General features: G+C 63.9%; 12 protein-coding genes. 6 read left to right on the plus strand and 6 right to left on the minus strand.

The window, feature by feature from the left end:
* Nucleotides 1–206 precede the first annotated feature (206 nt).
* The 6 genes from POM99_RS10825 (at nucleotide 207) to POM99_RS10850 (ending at nucleotide 8,335) form a co-directional block, all read left to right on the plus strand.
* Complete coding sequence (locus POM99_RS10825; RefSeq protein ID WP_277277640.1) at nucleotides 207–668, plus strand: transcriptional regulator; 462 nt, start codon at nucleotides 207–209, stop codon at nucleotides 666–668.
* A 1,199-nt stretch (nucleotides 669–1,867) separates the two neighbouring features.
* The gene (locus POM99_RS10830) at nucleotides 1,868–3,391 is read left to right on the plus strand and encodes a carboxylesterase/lipase family protein (protein ID WP_277277642.1); all 1,524 of its coding nucleotides are present in this window, start codon (nucleotides 1,868–1,870) and stop codon (nucleotides 3,389–3,391) included.
* 26 nt (nucleotides 3,392–3,417) lie between these two features.
* Nucleotides 3,418–4,722 (plus strand): sugar MFS transporter, encoded by a 1,305-nt coding sequence (locus POM99_RS10835; protein ID WP_277277644.1) that lies wholly within the window; start codon nucleotides 3,418–3,420, stop codon nucleotides 4,720–4,722.
* Between the two features lie 136 nt (nucleotides 4,723–4,858).
* Complete coding sequence (locus POM99_RS10840; protein WP_277277645.1) at nucleotides 4,859–6,394, plus strand: tannase/feruloyl esterase family alpha/beta hydrolase; 1,536 nt, start codon at nucleotides 4,859–4,861, stop codon at nucleotides 6,392–6,394.
* A gap of 85 nt (nucleotides 6,395–6,479) precedes the next feature.
* Complete coding sequence (locus POM99_RS10845) at nucleotides 6,480–7,703, plus strand: serine hydrolase domain-containing protein (protein WP_277277647.1); 1,224 nt, start codon at nucleotides 6,480–6,482, stop codon at nucleotides 7,701–7,703.
* Between the two features lie 119 nt (nucleotides 7,704–7,822).
* Complete coding sequence (locus tag POM99_RS10850; protein ID WP_277277649.1) at nucleotides 7,823–8,335, plus strand: MarR family winged helix-turn-helix transcriptional regulator; 513 nt, start codon at nucleotides 7,823–7,825, stop codon at nucleotides 8,333–8,335.
* A gap of 6 nt (nucleotides 8,336–8,341) precedes the next feature.
* On the opposite strand, the gene POM99_RS10855 is transcribed toward POM99_RS10850, so the two are convergent.
* From POM99_RS10855 to POM99_RS10880, 6 genes are all read right to left on the minus strand, one after another.
* On the minus strand, nucleotides 8,342–9,988 hold the full coding sequence (locus POM99_RS10855) for a carboxylesterase/lipase family protein (protein WP_277277651.1): 1,647 nt from the start codon (nucleotides 9,986–9,988) through the stop codon (nucleotides 8,342–8,344).
* Between the two features lie 29 nt (nucleotides 9,989–10,017).
* Complete coding sequence (locus POM99_RS10860) at nucleotides 10,018–11,688, minus strand: FAD-dependent oxidoreductase (protein WP_277277653.1); 1,671 nt, start codon at nucleotides 11,686–11,688, stop codon at nucleotides 10,018–10,020.
* 13 nt (nucleotides 11,689–11,701) lie between these two features.
* Nucleotides 11,702–12,223 (minus strand): MarR family winged helix-turn-helix transcriptional regulator, encoded by a 522-nt coding sequence (locus POM99_RS10865; protein WP_277277655.1) that lies wholly within the window; start codon nucleotides 12,221–12,223, stop codon nucleotides 11,702–11,704.
* A gap of 43 nt (nucleotides 12,224–12,266) precedes the next feature.
* The gene (locus POM99_RS10870) at nucleotides 12,267–14,561 is read right to left on the minus strand and encodes a TonB-dependent receptor (RefSeq protein WP_277277657.1); all 2,295 of its coding nucleotides are present in this window, start codon (nucleotides 14,559–14,561) and stop codon (nucleotides 12,267–12,269) included.
* A gap of 208 nt (nucleotides 14,562–14,769) precedes the next feature.
* Entirely contained in the window at nucleotides 14,770–16,110 is a 1,341-nt protein-coding gene (locus tag POM99_RS10875; RefSeq protein WP_277277659.1) for an MFS transporter, read from the minus strand.
* A gap of 45 nt (nucleotides 16,111–16,155) precedes the next feature.
* Nucleotides 16,156–17,598: an NAD-dependent succinate-semialdehyde dehydrogenase gene (locus POM99_RS10880; protein WP_277277661.1), complete on the minus strand. Its 1,443-nt coding sequence runs from the start codon at nucleotides 17,596–17,598 to the stop codon at nucleotides 16,156–16,158.
* Nucleotide 17,599 lies beyond the last annotated feature (1 nt).

The raw sequence follows: 17,599 nt of genomic DNA on the forward strand, positions 1-17,599 counted from the left end.
CGCATAGAATCGACGATAACGACGTAAATCCAGTCGTTTTGTGTCGATGAAAGCCGTCACGGCAGCCGGGATTTGGCGACGACTCGGATAGAGGAACTGATTCGCCTCTAAACGAGATGTTCCATGTATGTTCTTTTCATTTTCCTACATGGGATGCTTCGCGATATGCCTGCGACTCGAACCAGTGCAGATGCAAGGAGACAACCATGCAGCATCCAACCACCGTTGCCAGGCCGGCCAATGAAAGTCTGGCTCGCGTGCTCGCCCATGCGATTGATGTCGGCGGCAAACCCCGCCACAGGATTGCCAGTGAATGCGGAATGCACCGCGAGACCCTGCTTCGCCTTGCGCGTGGCGATCGGCCTATCGGTCTCGACGAAGCGGCACTTGTGCTCGCCGCCTGTGGAGCGCACCCCCGCGCGACCATGATCCTTGCTCTGGCCGGGCAAGAAGTGCTCGCCTGCGAGTGGATGCATGGCGAGATGGGCGAATTTCTCGAAGAGTTCTTCACCAGCCTCCCAGTCCACCTTCAGCGGACCCTGGGGCGGCGGATTGAGGATCTGCGGCCTCGGTGGGCCAACGGCACCTCACAGCTCGTGGCGCGAACGCTTGCCAAGCACATCGATGATTTCGTGAACCGCGACATCGCTAGCTGTTTGACAAGGTGATTCGAAGTCTCTGCTCTGACGAAGATTTGCATCAACGCCAACAATTTCTCCTTCGGGCGTAGCTAGACAATCATGAAAAAATCCGCATGAACTGGGATATGCATTGTAAAATATCTTAATGAAAATGTGAAACTTATTATTTAAAATTATAAATTTGGATATTTAATTAACGAGTTTTATAACTTATCAAAAAAACTATCTTTTTAATATTTAATAAACTATCATAGATTAGTTTTTCATTACAAAATACACCATATTATACGCTATTTATTTTCTCTATTTTCTCTATATTCGATATATCGATTCGATTAAATGAGATGGAAGCGGGTGGAATTATTTTTAGACAATTATTTTGTCTAAACGCCCTTGCCGCCATATGCCAAGATCCTCTGATATTCCCATAGCCTTCTGAGGCAAAGGGCTGCCCCCGAGTTCTCATGGGATCCTCAGCCGTCTAATAGCAAATCCTCCATTGCCTCGCGTAAACGCCCCCCTTGGCTCACATAAAGTGCCCTGGGCCTATCGCGAAACGCCTTCAAGCCGCTGGATCTTGCGTTTTTACGGCCTCCGAATCGGGGCATAACGAAACAGTTCATGCTCTCCTCTCTGCCCGGTGTCTCGTTCTAGCTCTTTGAAAAAAGCCCTCTTGGTTTCCGAGATATGATCTTCGCTGCAACCCGCCAGGGAGTTGGCACCTTGCGCGATAAACCCGCTAGCTGTGTGCAAAGCAGCGCGCCGATCATGTGCGCCTAACCATGAGATCAACCCGATCGGCTTCGTGGAAAAGTGCAAGGGTGAAGTGATTCTCTCCATGTGAGCGATGGGGGGGTAACTTGCGCCGATGCTGCTGCACTGACACCACCCAGATCGGTAATGAAGGCCAGTGCACTGTCGCACTCGCCCAAACCATTCTGCGACACTTTTAAGCGGCCTGTATGCAGCGAGCATCGGAAGGCTGTTGGCACTCTTGTCTCGGTTAATCGAAGGCAGGATCTACGGGACCCCACTGTACTCTTTATGTGAATGATCGGGGGCTTCACACCGAACTACAACGTCATGCATGTTCTCGTATAACTGTACCAATTGCCAAGGCCGTTGTCCGGCATTGGGGACATATCAGCGGTAGGCCAAAATGGATAAGACCTAAGCCCGGAACTGGGAGTAGGGATCGCCACTGGAGCTTTAGAAGGAATGATTGAATGAGTAAGCTATCCTTGCTCGTCGCAGTAGCGGCTTCTCTCACTCCCCCGGCAGCGCAGGCCCAGGTGGTGCAGGTGTCCGGTGGCACGGTAAGAGGCGCAACCTCGGGTGCCGTCTCCAGTTTCCTTGGCATTCCCTATGCAGCACCGCCAGTGGGGGAGAACCGCTGGCGCGCGCCGCAGCCAGTCTCCAACTGGGCGGGAGAGCGAGACGCCACGAACTACGCCTCCGATTGCGCGCAGGCCCCGTTCCCGCCCGATGCCGCGCCCATCCGCACCACCCCGGCCGAAGACTGCCTCTACCTCAACGTGTGGAAGCCAGCATCGGCCGAAGCGGGGGCCAGGCTGCCGGTCATGGTCTGGGTCCATGGGGGCGGGTTCGTCAACGGCGGCTCGTCTCCCGCGACCTATTCGGGCGTGAACTTTGCGCGCGATGGCGTCGTGCTGGTCAGCCTCAATTATCGTCTTGGCCGCTTCGGCTTCTTCGCCCACCCCGCGCTCGCCACGGAGGGTTTTGGAGGCAACTTCGGTTTCCTCGACCAGATCGCCGCGCTCAAATGGGTCCAGGCCAATGTCGCGGCCTTTGGCGGTGATCCCGGCAACGTCACCGTGTTCGGTGAAAGCGCAGGCGGCATGTCGATGCATATGCTGCTGCAGTCACCGCTTGCGCGCGGCCTGTTTCACAAGGTCATCATCGAAAGCGGGGCAGGGCGCGATCGATCCCTGCCGACACCCACCATGGCACAGGCTGCGGCTGCGGGCGTCGCCTTCGCGCCCGGCCTTGATGCCGCCGCGCTGCGTGCGCTGCCTGCCGAAAGGGTCACCGGCGACCTGTCGATGATGACGATGGAACAGCCGGGCTATGCCGGTCCCATGCTGGATGGCCGCACTCTTGTCGGCTCGGGCGTGGATGGTGCATCCGCGGGCCTCTATGCAAACGTCCCGGTGATCGTCGGCGCCAATTCGGCCGATGGCTTCCCCCGGACGATCGACAAGGACGCGGTCTTTGCCCCCTATGGCACGTTGGAGGCCGAGGCACGCAAGGTCTACGATCCCGATGGCAAGGGGCAGGGCCTCGCCGTCGCCGTCGCCACGTCGGCAGACATGACGTTTATCGAGCCGGCGCGCGTCATTGCCCGTGCACTCGCACCCCGCCAGGCCACGTTCCTCTATCGCTTCGCCTATGCCCGGCCGGAATTTGCGGCCATGGGCGGTGCCCCGCATGCCAGCGAAATTCCCTATGTCTTCGATACCGTCGAAACGCGCGGCACCGTCGGCGGCATGATCAAGGATCCGCGCCCCCTTGCCAAAGAGGCCGCCGTGGCGAAGCTCACCCATCGCTACTGGGTCAATTTTGCGCGCACCGGCCGCCCCGATGGCGAAGCCGGGGTGCCGGCCTGGGCTCAGGCCACGGCTGACGACACCACTGTTCAGGTGATCGACGCCAAGGGCGCTGCCCACGTTGAAGACCCCATACGTATTCGCGTGGACTTCGCCGAGCGCGTGGCCAAAGCCAAGCGCTGACAAGATAATTTCAGGAGAGTTCGCGCGTGGCCGTCATCCCCTCATCGTCTCGCAGCAGCGATTCCATTCCGCTGGAGGATGACGGCGCGCATATCGACGCGCCCGAGCTGCGCTTCTTCGTCATGGCGCTGTTCTTCATCTTCGGCGGCATCACCTCGCTCAACGACGTGATCATCCCCAAGCTGAAGGAACTGTTCACGCTGAACTACACCCAGGCCATGCTGGTGCAGTTCTGTTTCTTCACCGCCTACCTGCTCGTCGGCATTCCGGGCGCGGCGCTGGTGAAAAAGGTCGGCTACATGCGCGGCGCGGTCTGCGGCCTGCTTGCGATGATGATCGGATGCCTGCTGTTCATCCCCGCGTCGCAGGCGGCAGCCTATCCGCTGTTCCTCGCCGCACTGTTCGTGCTGGCGAGCGGCGTGGTGGTGGTCCAGGTCGTCACCAACCCGCTGATCTCGCTGCTCGGCAAGCCCGCCACCGCGTCCAGCCGCCTCACCTTCGCGCAGGCGTTCAATTCGCTCGGCACCGTGGTATTTCCCAAAGTGGGTGCCACGATCATCCTCGGCAGCCTTGCCACCGTGACTGCGGCCGAGCTTTCCGGCCCTGCACTCGATGCCTATCGCGTGGCTGAAACGCAGACCGTGGTGCGCACCTACATCGGCCTCGCCATCGCGCTCGCAGTGGTTGCGGGCGTGGTCTGGATGAACCGCAACCGGCTGAAAGGCGAACGCCACGAAGCCACCTCGCTTACCGCCAGCCTCGAGCTGCTGCGCCGCCCGCGGCTCAGCTTCGGCGCGGCCTGCATCTTTCTCTATGTCGGTGCCGAAGTCGCCATCGGCTCGCTGATCGTGAACTATCTTCAGCAAAAGGACGTGCTCGGCATCGGCGCAGAGGCCGCCGGGGGTTACATCCCCTATTACTGGGGCGGCGCGCTGGTCGGCCGTTTCATCGGCTCGTTCGTGCTCACCCGCGTCAATCCGGGCAAGGTGCTCACCGTTAATGCGCTCGCCGCCATTGCGCTGATCGCGGTCTCGGTCTCCACCACCGGCGCGCTTTCGGCCTGGAGCCTGCTGCTCGTCGGCCTCGCCAACTCGATCATGTTCCCCACGATCTTCACCCTCGCCTGCGAAGGGCTGGGCCGCCGCGCGGCCGATGGTTCGGGCCTGATCAACATCGCCATCTTCGGCGGCGCAGTGGTCCCGCTGCTAACCGGCGGCATTGCCGATGTCACCGGAAAGCTGGCGCTGGCCCTCGCGCTGCCCGCCGCCTGCTATGCCGTGATCGCGCTCTTCGGCCTCTATGCCCGCCGCCCCGCCCCGGGGCTGACCTGAGCTGCGAATTCGAATATCCTTGACGACGCAATGAAAATTTGGTGCTCTGCGAACGTCGCTTAGACGGAGCTCGCCGATGCGTGCAAATTGCCGAATGATTGCGCCTGTTGCATCCTTGCTTGCCGCTTCCGCCGTAGTGGCGGCTGGTCTGACTGCGGTGCCCGTGCGGTCCGAGGACGTGCAGGGACCGGGGCAGGGCGTTTGCGAAAGACTGCAGCAGATGGGCGATGGCGATCTGCGCGTGCTGGAAGCGCATGACGTTGCCGCAGGCGTGGCGCCTTCGTTCTATGGCGAGAACGAGGGGCTGCGGATGCCGGCGCACTGCCTGCTGCGCGGCAGTTTCGGCGAGCGGAAGGGCGTTGGCGGGCGCATTTACGAAACGCGGTTCGAACTGCGGATGCCGGCTGCCTGGAACGGGCGCTTCCTGTTTGAAGGGGGCGGAAACATGGACGGCGTGGACTGGCCTGCACACGGCACGCTGTTCGGCCGGCTATCTCCAAGTGCGCTCGAACGCGGCTATGCCGTGGTGCGATCGAACGGCGGGCATGTGAGCCCCGGCAACAATTCGGCGGACGGAACCTGGGCAGTCGATCAGCAGGCGCGCATCGATTATGGCTATGTCGCGCTGGATCGCGTGGCGATTGCCGCCAAGCGCATCGTCGCCGCCTATTATGGCAAGCCGGCCGCACATTCCTATTTCGTCGGCTGCTCCAACGGCGGGCGGCAGGCCATGCTGGTGACACAGAAATTCCCCAGCTATTTCGATGGAGTGGTGGCTGGCAACGCCGCCTTCAACCTGATCAGGATCGCCCCCCGCTTTTCCTGGGCGACAGCACAGCTCACCAGGATCTCGAAGCCGGGCGTCGGCGCGTTTTCGCAAGGCGACATGGATCTGGTGGCCAAGGGGGCGGTGAAGCAATGTGACAGGCTGGACGGCCTGGCGGACGGCCTGATCCAGGACGTTGCCGCCTGCCGGTTCGATCCCGTGGTCCTGCAATGCAAGGGCGCAAAGACTGCATCCTGCCTTGCGGCCCCCCAGGTGGTCACGCTGAAGCGGCTGATGACCGGCCCGCTCGATCCGCAGGGCAAGCCGTACTACGCGCGGCTGCCCTATGACTCAACGCCGCCGGGCTGGGATGGCGTGAAGCAGGCCGATCCTGCCGCGCCATCACTGTTCATGGACACGATGCGCTATTTCGCCAGCACGCCGCCCAATCCCACGCTGGATGCGCGGGACGTGCACTTTCCCGGTGTGTTCAAGAGCTTGGAGAGCGCGCGCGAACTGGTAGATGCCGAAGGGACGATGCTCAACAGCTTTGCCCCGCATGGCAAGCTGATCATCTATCACGGTACGAGCGACTATGCCCTGTCCACCTTCGAACTGACCGGGTGGTACGACAGGCTGGCGAAGGACACCGGCGGCAGGACGCAGGATTGGGCGCGGCTGTTCCTGGTGCCGGGGATGATGCACTGTGGCGGCGGCAAGGCGACCGACGAATTCGACCCTCTGAGCGCTATCCAGGATTGGGTTGAGGAGGGCCGCGCGCCAGACCGGATCATCGCCACGGGCAAGGAACTGCCCGGTATAAGCCGGCCGTTGTGCCCATGGCCCAAGGTGGCGCGCTATCGCGGGGGTGACCCCAAGAGCGCCGAAAGCTTCGAATGCAGCTGAGCATTCCAGCCTGATCGGCAAACCAGACCCTCGCCGCCTGAAGCGAGGGCACCGGCCCACCGGGCCGAAAAAGAGAGGACGATCCATGTTTCGTATACGTTCGTTGCTTGCCGGGGCTGCGGGCCTCGGCATGATGCTGGCCCCTGTGGCGGGGGCAACGGCTGCCGACGAGGCGCCTTCGCGGGCGATGCAGGAACTGCGCCGCATCTTCTTTGCGGACCCGCGGATCAACATGCTGACTTTCCACAACATGGACGACATCTTCTACACGGTGCCGGTCCACACACGCGGAACCGCCAAGGCGATGGCGCGGGCCGAGGCGCGGCTGGATTTCACCTACAGCTTCAAGGGGGAGACCGTTCGCGCCGACGACTTCCTGGAGCGCACCTTCACCAACGCGCTGCTGATCATCAAGGACGACCGCATCGTCTATGAAAAGTATCGCAACCTAACCGGGCCGAAGACCCATTTCCTGTCGATGTCCATGGCCAAGTCGATCACCTCGATCCTGATCGGCGCGGCAGTGCAGGATGGCTTCATCAAGTCGGTCGACGACCCGGTGGTCACCTATGTGCCCGAGCTGAAGGGCACGGCCTATGACGGCGTGACCATCAAGGACACGCTGCTGATGCGCAGCGGCATCGCGCGCAGTGACCGATACGACCCCGATCCCAACAGCGAGATGACGCGCCTGCGCGAGGCGACGATGGTCCAGAACACCCGCCGCGCCACCGACGAGGCGCTGACCGTGAAGCGCCGCGAGGCACCTGGGACGAGGTTCAACTACTCCACGCTGAACACCACCGTCCTGGGCTGGGTGCTGGAGAAGGCGACGCGGCAACCGCTGCAGGACTACATGAGCCGGCGCCTGTGGCAGCCGCTGGGTGCAGAGGCCGACGGATTTTTCATCACCGATGGACCTCCCGGCGTGGGTCGCGCGACGAACGGAATGGGCTACAACGCGGTGCTGCGCGATTTTGGCCGGATCGGGCAGATGATGCTGCACGAAGGCAAGGCGAACGGCCGCCAGATCATCCCTGCCGCATGGGTGCGGGAATCGACGGTGCCGACCGGGCCGGAACCGGCCGATGCCGAAAGCGAGCAAGGGTATCAGTACCAGTGGTGGACCCTGACCAATTCGAACGCGTACATGGCGATCGGGCTGCAGGGGCAGTTCATCTATGTCGATCCCGACACCCGCACCGTGGTGGTGAAGCTCAGCTATTTCCCTTTGGGCAACGAGGCGGCCTCGCAGGAAAGCGAAACCTTCTTCCGCGCCGTCTCGGCATGGCGGCCGGCGCGGCGCTGACCCATGCCGGCTGCGATACGGTGATCCATCAATGAATTTGGGGCGGTGATCTCTACGGCAAGTGGACGCCATCACCGTCGATGACTATGGTTGCGGTGACTGGAGTTGGGAGCGGTGGTTTGGCGACGAAGAAGCATCCCGAGCCCGTGCGTATGCCTGCGGCTGCGGGCGGTGCGCGGGACCTGAACGGCTGGGTCATGCCCGGGCTGGATTACCCGACCTTCCGGCTGAACCTGCTGTGCAAGCTGATGGATCGCAAGACACTGCGCCAGCTGGCAGAGCGAGCGAACTGCACCTACCCCGAATGGCGGGTTCTTTCCCGGCTGGGGTGCACCGTAGGCGGCGCCACAGTTCGGCAGATCGCCGAGGCGGCATGGGCCGATCGCGCCGAAGTCAGCCGGGCGGTCGCCTCACTGGAGGCACGCGGATTGGCGTCCCGGCTGGACAACCCGCAGGACCGGCGCGCGCCGATCATGTTCCTGACCAAAGCCGGCGTGCAGCTTTACCGGCGCGTGCTGGAAATGCGCGGCGCCTTTCACGAGGAAGTCATGGCTGATCTGGATGCCGAGGAGCGCGAGGCGCTCGATCGCATTCTGGGCAAGCTTGCCCACCGCCTGCAGGAGATTCCGTGAAAGGGATCATTTGGCTTCACCAACACCACCGGCGACCACGCGATAGCGCGGCAGGCCGGCTTCGAGCAGATCGAGATCGGCACCGTCGGGCGCGAGCGCGAACTTGCTTTCAAGGTTGAACAGCATTGTCGGCCGCGCGCGGTCATAGGCGGGCCAGGCGGGAATGCCGCGATGCTGCGGATTGCCGGTGCGGGCGAAGGCCAGCCAGGCCCCGCCCATCTGGCGCTGCATGCGGTTCTGGGCGTCCAGCTCCCCCGGCTCGACCGGATCAGCGCCTACGGTATCCAGCGCAAAGGCGATGTCGATGGCGTGGGGCGACATCAGCAGGCCGCCACGCGCGCCTGTTGCCCAGTCCATCCGATAAGTGAACACAGGCGCGCCGCCAAGCCGCGCCTGTGCATCGGCGATGCGGCGGGTGAACAAGCGGGTCGGCCAGTCCGAGCGGATCAGGGCATCGACTTCCCAAAGGCCGGCGCCAGGGTGTGCGGCGCGATAGTGCATGACGATGCCGGCCGCGTCATCTCCGAAGATCGGCACAAGATCGTGCACCACCTGTTCGGCACTGCGCTGCGGCGCGGCCGGGTGCGCATCGAGGAAATACTCGGTCATTTCGGTGCGGGTGGAGCCGATCATCAGCGGGATATGGCGCGATAGCGGGGAAGCGCCGTTCCAGAACGGGTGCTGCGGCAGCGTGACGCCATCGACCACGGGCGCGAAATCCTGGATCACGCCCATCACGCCGAAACCGCCGATCTCGTCAAAGATGCGGTAGTAGGCGCGCATGATCGACTCCAGCGGCACCTTCTGGATATCGGCGGTGCTGGCCTTGTCGATGCCCAGCAGGTCGAGCAGGCGGCCGCTCAGCTTGCTGGCATATGCGGGTTCCAGCGCGAGCGGGGCAGGGCCGCTCTGGATGATCGCCTTGTGAAACAGGCCGTGTGCCGCAGGCATGGCCATCAGCAGCGAAACCTTCTGCCCGCCGCCGGACTGGCCCAGGATGGTGACGTTGTCCGGGTCACCGCCGAACTCCTCGGCATGGTCGCGCACCCATTGCAGAGCCTGCACCAGATCGAGCATCCCGGCGCTGGCCGAGCCGGTGAAGCGGGAATCCTTATCCTGCAGCCAGGCGAAACCTAGGACACCCAGCCGGTGGTTGGGGCTGACCATGACCACATCACCGTGAGCGGCGAGATTGGTGCCGTCCTGATAGGCGCCGGCAGCCGAGAGGCGCCAAAGGCCACCGCCGTGGAGCCAGACCATCACCGGCCGCTTGCGACCATCGCGCAGCGCCGGGGTCCAGACGTTGAGCGTCAGGCAGTCTTCGCTTTCCGGCCCTGCGCCGGGGCGCGGACGATCCGGGTTCGATTGAGGCGATGCAGGGCCATCATGCAGCGCATGCAGCGGCTCTCGCCATGGCACGGGCGGGGTTGGCGGCATGAAGCGGTTCGCGCCGCCGGTCGGCCCGCCATAGGGTATGCCCTTGAACGCAATGGCGGATCCGGTGCTGCGGCCGATCACGAGTCCTGACCTGGTGCGCGCCGTCACCGTATCCCCGGTGCCCGGCGTGGCCGCTTTCAACGTGCCAGCCAACGGCCCCAGCAGAAGCGGCGCGGCAAGCGCCTTGATCGCATCGCGCCGGTCAAGCTTGGTCATCACGGAATCCTTTCGCAGTGGCGCCTTGGTCAGATGGCGTCGGCCAGGGCCGGCTGGGCATGGCCGCACAGGCGCGCGACCAGCGAGGAGACATCATCGGGCAGGGTATCCCCGCGCCAGGCGACATGGCCATCGGGCCGGCTGAGCAGCAGGTCGTGGCGATAGGCCTCGGGCCGCTGCTCGCCCGAAAGATCGAGCACGGTGAGCGGCATGCCTGCCTGCAGCGCCGCGCCCACCAGCGGAGCGATCCGGGTTTCGGACTGGAATACCAGCAGGGTGTATCCAGGCCCCATGCGATCATAGAGCGACGCGCCATCGGCCAGGCGGAAATGGGGCGTACGGCATCCCGGCACGGTTGATGGCGTGTAATCGTACATCGTGTAGGCAGGGGCCTGTTCGGCGTCATAGGCGATGATCGGCGAGTGCGGGTAGAAGTACCCGAAGTTCAGCCCGGCGCAGGCGAACTGCTGCACGTGCAGGGCATAGGCCTCCTCACCGATCCGGTGGCGCACCGCGTCTGCCTCAGGCCCATCGTCGTCGATTTCGGCCGGAATGCCTAGCCGTTCGGCAATCGCCTTTTGCGCATGGCTCATGGCATAGCGCGATACCTGCTCGGTGATCGGGTGGCGCTCGGCTTCATAGGCATCGAGGATCGCCGGGCTGGCCCAGCCGTTGACGGTTGCTGCCAGCAGCCAGGAGAGGTTCATGGCGTCGGCAATGCCCGCATTCATGCCATAGCCGGCATAAGGCACCCACAGATGCGCTGCATCGCCGCAGATGAAGGTGCGACCGGAGCGGAGCCTGTTCGCCACCAGCCGGCGGCCGATCCAGTCTTCCTGGCGGATGATGTCATACTCGAAGCTGCCGTCCACGCCCAGCAGGGCGCGCAGCCAGTAATCGCGGTCCACATCTTCGAAGCCGCCTTCCTCGGGCAGCAGGTAGTTGTGCAGAAGCCAGGTTTCCTTGCCATCGATGGCGACAAGATTGCCCGCCCGCCCGCCGATGTAGAGGTAGCTCATCCACGCTGGATCGCCGCTGATCCTGCCGAGCAGGTCGGGCGCGCGGAAATAGGTCGATTGCACCCGCTGGATCACGGCGTCGCCTTCCAGCACCGCGCCGATCGCCTTGCGCACGGTGGAGCCGCCGCCATCGCAGCCGACAAGGTATTGGCCATTATAGGCCAGGCGTTCCCCGGTGCGCAGGCAGGTGGCTTCGCAGATGACGCCATCATCGCTCTCGCGAAAGCCGCTGACCTCCACATCGTTGCGCAGAGTGATCAGCGGATTGACGACCGCGCGTTCCAGAAGGATCGGTTCAAAGAAGATCTGGTTCACCCGGTGTGGTGGCTCGGGCGTGGGCCACCAGCCATCGGGCACGTCAGTAACGGTGAAGCGATCGCGCCGGCAGGGGATGGGAATGCGGGTGAGCACACGGCCAGTGGCGCGGGTACGCACGGCCACATCGTTGGGGTAGTCGTCGGGCAGGCCGACAGCGCGGACCTGCGATGCGAAGCCGAGACGGCGGAAGGTTTCCATCGTGCGCGAAGAGACGTGGTTGCAGCGCACCGTTTCGTTGGCGCCGGCAGGGCTGCGTTCCAGCACCACGCTGGGAACACCGCGCCAGGCGAGATCCAGCGCAAGGCACAGGCCGACGGGGCCGGCGCCGACGATGATCACGGGAGCTTCATGGGGCAGGGGCATTGCGGTCAATCTTTCATCGCTGGTCGGGTGGCCTGCGCGCACCGGCATCAGGGCGCAGCGGAATACGGACACGGTCGTTGAAGGCGCCGACGAACTTGCCGAGCAGCCCGGTCAGCTGCTCGAGCTCATCCGCGCTCATCACCTCGCGCATGCGGCCGGAGATGGCCGAGGTGAGGGGGGGCGTTCTCGCCAGCAGCGCCTCACCCGCGGGGGTCAGGCCCAGCTGGTTGCACCGGCGATCGCGCTCGCTCTGGATGCGGACGACAAGGCCGTTCCGTTCCAGCAGGCGCAGCACCACAGTGGCGGTGGACCGATCGATGCCGATCAGTTCGCACAGTGCGGTCTGGTCTATGCCCGGGCGGGCGCGCAGCGCGTGCAGCACGCTGTATTGGGTGGTGGTGATGCCAAGCTCACCCGCCGCCTCGTCAAACAGGGCCAGCACGATCTGGTGCGCGCGCCGGATCATGAAGCCCGGACGCCGGTAGAGCGCTTCCATCGAAGTCGGATCGGGCGAGGCTGGTTCCGGTTCGTTCACTGAATTGCGTCTCCACCCTCGCCCGCGCAGACCGTGCCGGGGTTCAGTTGCGGAACGATACCGTTACCCCCACCGTGCGCGGCCGCACAGTGCTGTAGTAGAACAAGGGCGATGTCTGGGTATCGTGAGACTTGCCCAGCAGGGGGGCGGTGTCGAACAGGTTGTTGACGAAGATCGAGGCATCGACCCCGCCAGTGCGGATGCCAAGGCGTGTGTTCACTTCGGTTATTGCCGGATCGAACTGCAGGTTGGGATCATAGCCCGATGCCGTCGGATCGTCATACGATGCGAGCTTGCCGTTGTTGTGGCTGTTGTAGCGCACGTCGGCGTGGAAGTATCCCTTGGCACGATCGCTCAGGCCCGCGGTGTAATCCAGGTTGCCGGCGAACTGCCATGGCGAGCCGGGCAGCGAGTCCCCGCTGCGGGCAAAGGTGACGCCGTCGGAGATCACGGTCTTGGTGTACTTTGCGTCGACATAGCCGACCGAACCGCTCAACTGCAGCGCCTGGCTGGCGCGGATGGTGAATTGCAGGTCGAAGCCCTGGCTGCGCGCCCCGCCAATGTTGTCGCGGAAGCCGTTGCCCGCGCAACCGGCCAGGATGAACTGCTGGATGTTGTTCCAGCGGATGTGGAACACGCTGGCGTCGGTCTGCAGAGCGCCGCCGAACAGGCGGTTCTTTGATCCGGCCTCGAAGCTCCAGGTGGTGTCAGGCGCGAACGTCGCTGGATAGTTCTGCACCTGGCAGCTGGCGAACAGTGGCGGGTTGACGCCGCCCACGCGGAAACCCTTGGCTGCCGAGGCATAGACCATGTTGCGATCGTCTATCTCATAGCTGAGGCCGAACTTGGGGGTGAAGGGCTTGGCCTTCTGGATGCCGGTGGTGGTTACCGTTTCAGGCCCGGTTCCGCTGTAGTTCAGCGGCCCGCCAAGATCGCGGCGATAGTCGAAAGTGGTGTTGCTGTAGCGCAGGCCCAGCGTGGCGGTGAGGCCTGGCGCGGGCCGCGCGTCGAACTGCGCGAACAGAGCCCACTGCTTGTCCACCGTGTCATTGGCTGAAGTGAAGATATAGCGGCCGTCGGTCAGCCCGATGCCGAAGATGGCTTCAAGCGGGATGATGTTGGCGGTGAACTGGTCCTCGATCTTGAAGCTTTCGACCTGGCGGGCGCGGCTGTAATAGGCGCCCACGGTCCAGCGGATCGGCGCCTCGCGATCGGTGGAGGAAAGGCGCACTTCCTGTGAGAACACCTTCTGCCGCGCAGCCGCGACGCCGGGCGCCTTCCAGCCCGGCACAAAGGGGTAGGGCGTGTCGAAAATGAAGTTTGTATTCAGGTTGGTGTAGTCCTGAATGCTCCTGCCCTTGCGATCGAAATAGGCGGTGACCGCAGAAAGCAGTACGGAACCGAGATCGGCCGAAAGGTTCAGGCTGGGCAGCAGGAAGCGGTCGTTCGCCTTCTGGGCCAGCGAATAGCCATTTACGAACTGGCCCTTGCCGGTGTTGGTCAGGTTGCCCCACAGGGTGCCGGAATCGTGGTTCCGGATGCGCTGGTAGTATAGCGAAGGGGTCAGGCTCAGCACCTGGCCAAGCTTGAAGGTGACCGCGCCGCGCAGCGCCAGCGTGTCGGAATCGTTGGCGTTCTTGTAGTATTCGGTGTTGTCGGGCGTTGCCACGTTGAACGGCTTGCGGTCCACCCAGCCACCGTCGCGCCGGTAATAGGCGCTGGCGCGTACGCCGATCTTGTCGGGCACAACGGCAAAGCCTGCCGCAATGCCGGCTTCATAGCTGGGGTCGCCGCTGCGGGTCGTCGCCAGTTCGGCGCGGCCATAGATCGACGTGGCGTCGAGGCTGGGCTTGGGCGTGATGAAGCGCACCACGCCACCTTGCGCACCTGCGCCGAACAGCGTGCCCTGCGGTCCGCGCAGCACTTCCACGCGTTCGAGGTCGAACACCCGGGGAAAGGCGGTGCCGAATGCGGTCTGGGCGTTCGAGCGGATCTGGATCGCCACGTCGTCCACATAGATGCCGGTGGTCGCCGCGCCCGAACCGGACGAAATGCCGCGGATCGAAATGTTGGTGCTGGTGCCTGCGCCAAAGGTGTCGCTGGTAAAGTTCAGGCCCGGGGTGATGCGCGCGATGTCGTTGACATTGCGCACGCCCTGCCGATCCATGCTTTCGGTGGTGAAGGCGGCGACGCTGATCGGCACCTTGCTGAGCTTTTCGTCCTGCCTGGTGGCGGTGACGACGATTTCACCCGTCTGCTGTGCGGCATCGCTGGCGGCTTGGCCGGCGGATTGCGCCTGGGCTGGGGTGCCGAGGGCGACGGCCGAGGTCAGGGCCAAGGCAACGATTCTGGTCGTAGTGGAAAGCAGGGCAGTGCGGCAGGGGTTCATATCGTCCTCCGGTGTCTTGCTCCGGTCCGGGCTCGCCAGGCCGGTGCGCTTGTTGGATCAAAAATGATCAGATGACTGAATAATTCAGCCGCGCGCTTGGGTCAACGATTCTTTGACTAATCAAACAAAATTGGGTGCGCGCCTCGGAACTGCGCCGTCAGGCGGTGGAGGGGGCGGCCTTGGCCGCAGACCGGCCAAGGAAGATCACGAGCACGGCCACTGTGAAGGGGAAGGCGGCCACCACCGCCATGGTCAGCTTCAGCGTGAAGGCTTGCGCCAAGGCGAAGCCGCCGAACAGCGGCAGCACCACCCCGCCGATCCGTCCGGCGCCGCCGGCCCAGCCGATCCCCGTGCTGCGGATGTGGGTGGGATAAACGCGGGCCATGGTCATGTTCAGGCCCGCCTGTCCGCCCCCCTGGAAGAACGCCATGGTGAACAGTGCCGGGGTGAACCACACGCTGCCGAACGGCACATGGCCCAGCAGCAGGATCGCCGCGGAATAGCCCAGGAAGAACAGCGGGATCGGCAGGTGCCGGCTGCCCCGGTCGAGCAGAGTGCCCATCGCCAGCATCCCCACGATTCCGCCAAGCAGTCCGATCATCGCCGACCGGGCAAATGCCTGGATGGAAACGCCCGCCATCTGCTGGAGGAAGCTGGGCAGCCACGCCGCCACCAGCGCGATCGTGCCCATGGAAAAGAAACAGGCGGCAAACAGCAGCGTGCTGGTGGCCATCCGTCCCTCGCGGAACAGGTCGAGCGGATTGGCGCGCGCCTTTCCGGCATCGAGTGCACGCGCGCTGAACAGTTCATCGCCCGAAAGCGCGGTTTCCGGCGCAAGCCGACGGATCGTGCGGGATATTGCAGGGTCGGCTGGATCCTTTGCCGCACGAAACGCGATGGATTCGGGCAGGGCCAACGCCAGGGCGGGCAGCAGCGCCAGCGGCATCGCGCCGCCGATCAGGAATCCGGCCTCCCAACCATAGGCCGGAACCAGCAGCGCGGTCATCGATCCGGCGACGTTGCCAAGGCTGTAACCTGCCATTCCGGCGGAAAGGAACATCGCCCGCTGGCGCAGCGGCGTGAATTCCGAAATCAGCGCCACCGCATAGGGCAGCACCGCCGCCAGGAACAGGCCGGTCACCCCCCGCAGCGCCGCAAGCACGAGTATCGAAGTCGAAAACGCAGTGACGACGGTCAGCACGCCAAACAGGGCGAAGGCGATAAGCAGCATGCGCTTGCGGCCCAGCCGGTCTCCCAGCGGGCTCATCAGGAATGCACCCACCGCAAGGCCGATCTGCTGCATTGCGATCACCGGGGTCATCGCGGCGGGAGTAGCGCCAAAATCCCGGGCGATGGCAGGGGCGATCTTGCCGACCATGTAGATGTCGAAGCCATCGATGAACATGACCAGAAAGCACAGGATCAGGATCCCGAAATGGACCGGGCGGAGCCGCTGCCGATCGATGAACTCCTGCACGTCGAAGATCCTGGCCGACATCCTGAATTCCCTCGCTTTTTCCCGCACCCCAATTGAATTCGGACGCTATACCTGGTGGATCGTCTTGGTGACCATGCAGGCCATCAGCCCTTCCGGTCCATCCTCCGCGCCATGGCCGCTCTGCTTTACCCCGCCGAATGGTGCATCGGCCGCGGCGAGGCCGGTTGTGTTGATCCCTATCATCCCCGCCTCGATCGCATCGCCGATCAGGTTGGCCCGGCGCGCGTTCTCGGTAAAGGCAAAGGCGGCCAGGCCGAAGGGCAGGCGGTTGGCCTGCTCCACCGCTTCGTCCAGCGATCCAAATCGCGCGATCGCCGCCACCGGGCCGAACGGTTCGTCGTTCATCACGCGGGCGGTGATTGGCACGTCGGCCAGAATGGTCGGCTGCCAGTAGTTGCCTGGACCGTCCACGCCATCTCCACCGCCGGCAATGCGCGCACCCTGCCGGCGTGCATCGGCCACGATCTCGCCCATCGCCTCCACCCGGCGCGGGTTGGCCAGTGGGCCCATCTGGGTTTGTCCGTCCAGCCCGTTGCCGATGCGTGTGTTGCCGAACCGGCTGGCGAAGGCGGCGACGAAGCGATCGTGGATTGCGTCCTGCACATAGAACCGGGTGGGCGAAACGCAGACCTGACCGGCATTTCGCGCCTTGCCAACCGCCAGCGTCTCAACCGTCCGTTCCAGGTCGCAATCGTCAAACACGATCACCGGGGCGTGGCCACCCAGTTCCATCGTGGTGCGCTTTACCGTATCCGCGGCCAGCCGCAGCAGGTGCTTGCCCACTGCGGTCGATCCGGTGAAGCTTACCTTGCGGATCACCGGGCTGGCCAGCAGGTGGCGTGAAACTTCGTCGGGCACCCCGAACACCAACTGCACCACGTCCGCTGGGCAGCCGGCGTCGATCAGCGCCTGCACCACCGCCATGGCCGAGGCTGGCGTTTCCTCTGCGGGCTTCAGGATCACCGAACAACCCGCCGCGATCGGCGCGCCCAGCTTGCGTCCCGGATTGTGTACCGGGAAGTTCCATGGCGCAAACGCGGCCACCGGCCCCACCGGTTCATGCACCACCAGCGAACGCGTGCCCGCGGGCCGCACCAGCACGCGGCCATAGGTTCGCTTCGCCTCCTCGGCATAGAAATCGAACAGAGCCGCACAGGCCATGGTTTCGATCCGCGTCTCGGCCAGCGTCTTGCCTTCTTCCAGCGTGGCGATCGTGGCGATCTGCTCCACCCGCGCGCGCAGCAGGCGGGCGGCATCCTGCAGCACCCGCGCCCGTTCGGCCACGGGCGTCGCACGCCAGGTGCGGAAACCGCGTTCGGCGCACTGCAGCGCGGCATCCAGATCGCCGGCATTGGCCAGCGGCAGCTCGCCCAGTGTCTCGCCCGTTGCCGGATTGACCACGCGGTGCGTGCGGTCGGCTGCGGTGATCCACCGCCCGGCAATGTACATGGCAAGGCGGGGATAGGTCGCCTGCGGATTGGTCGTCATG

The sequence above is a fragment of the Novosphingobium cyanobacteriorum genome (assembly GCF_029436685.1).
Lineage (GTDB): Bacteria > Pseudomonadota > Alphaproteobacteria > Sphingomonadales > Sphingomonadaceae > Novosphingobium > Novosphingobium cyanobacteriorum.

What these genes read in the sequence shown, in the direction of transcription:
- POM99_RS10825 (WP_277277640.1), top strand. Translation starts at nt 207, where the DNA reads ATGCAGCATCCAACCACCGTTGCCAGGCCGGCCAATGAAAGTCTGGCT.
- POM99_RS10830 (WP_277277642.1), top strand. Translation starts at nt 1,868, where the DNA reads ATGAGTAAGCTATCCTTGCTCGTCGCAGTAGCGGCTTCTCTCACTCCC.
- POM99_RS10845 (WP_277277647.1), top strand. Translation starts at nt 6,480, where the DNA reads ATGTTTCGTATACGTTCGTTGCTTGCCGGGGCTGCGGGCCTCGGCATG.
- POM99_RS10855 (WP_277277651.1), bottom strand. Translation starts at nt 9,988, where the DNA reads ATGACCAAGCTTGACCGGCGCGATGCGATCAAGGCGCTTGCCGCGCCG.
- POM99_RS10860 (WP_277277653.1), bottom strand. Translation starts at nt 11,688, where the DNA reads ATGCCCCTGCCCCATGAAGCTCCCGTGATCATCGTCGGCGCCGGCCCC.
- POM99_RS10875 (WP_277277659.1), bottom strand. Translation starts at nt 16,110, where the DNA reads ATGTCGGCCAGGATCTTCGACGTGCAGGAGTTCATCGATCGGCAGCGG.
- POM99_RS10880 (WP_277277661.1), bottom strand. Translation starts at nt 17,598, where the DNA reads ATGACGACCAATCCGCAGGCGACCTATCCCCGCCTTGCCATGTACATT.